This is a genomic window from Bacteroides caecigallinarum (assembly GCF_016902295.1).
GTDB classification, from domain to species: domain Bacteria; phylum Bacteroidota; class Bacteroidia; order Bacteroidales; family Bacteroidaceae; genus Phocaeicola; species Phocaeicola caecigallinarum_A.
The window spans coordinates 1-717 of sequence record NZ_JACJLQ010000127.1 but is presented as its reverse complement, the minus strand read 5'-3'; the positions used below and the strand labels follow the sequence as shown (position 1 = coordinate 717).

1 pseudogene is annotated in these 717 nt (G+C 43.8%); it reads left to right on the top strand.

Features of this window, described 5'->3' with window-relative positions:
* A pseudogene (locus H6A27_RS14455) lies at window positions 1–717 on the top strand (IS66 family transposase); the annotation flags it as partial.

Genomic DNA, 717 nt, shown 5'->3' with positions numbered 1-717 from the left:
TACTCAGACAGAAGCATCTTGAAGAGATGATGAACAGACCTGAAAAGGAGCATACGCCCCTTGAAGGTATGGATAATGAGCAGATAAAGAGGTTCGCCCTGTTCCTGTTCGAGGAGAATCAGAGCAAGAGCAAGCAGCTTGATGAAATGATAGCAAGACTTGATGAAATAGGAAAAGACCTGAAGGAAGTCAAACGTGAGAATGCCTCTCTTTTGAAAGCCTTGCTAAAGGCAAACAGCAATGCCGAGAAGGTTGTTCTTGAATATAAGATACAGCTGAAGGAATACAAAAAGCTTGAGAAGAAGCATAATGCCCTTGTCGAGCGTCTTTCACTTATGAACACCCAGACATACGCTTCTTCCAAAAGCCTCAAAGGCATTGACCGTAAAAAGACTGTAAAAGGAAAGCATGATGACAAGGATGACTTTGACGGTACTCCCACTGCTCCGACAACTGAAGTTCCACAGTCAGACTCTGCCGCATCATGCGACACGCAGGATACTCCGGTCGCTCCTGTTTCCAAGGAAAGACCGTATAGAAAAGGAATGAGATACAACAAGGAATGTGTAGGCACTCCGATAATACACAAGTCCGATTATACAATGCTCCCTAAGGGTTCTGTAGTGATATCATCAAGCTACCGTAAAATAAGAAATATCGTGAGCTACATTGAGGAACATCACTTTGAAGTGCTTAAGGTGAAACATGCCGACGGCA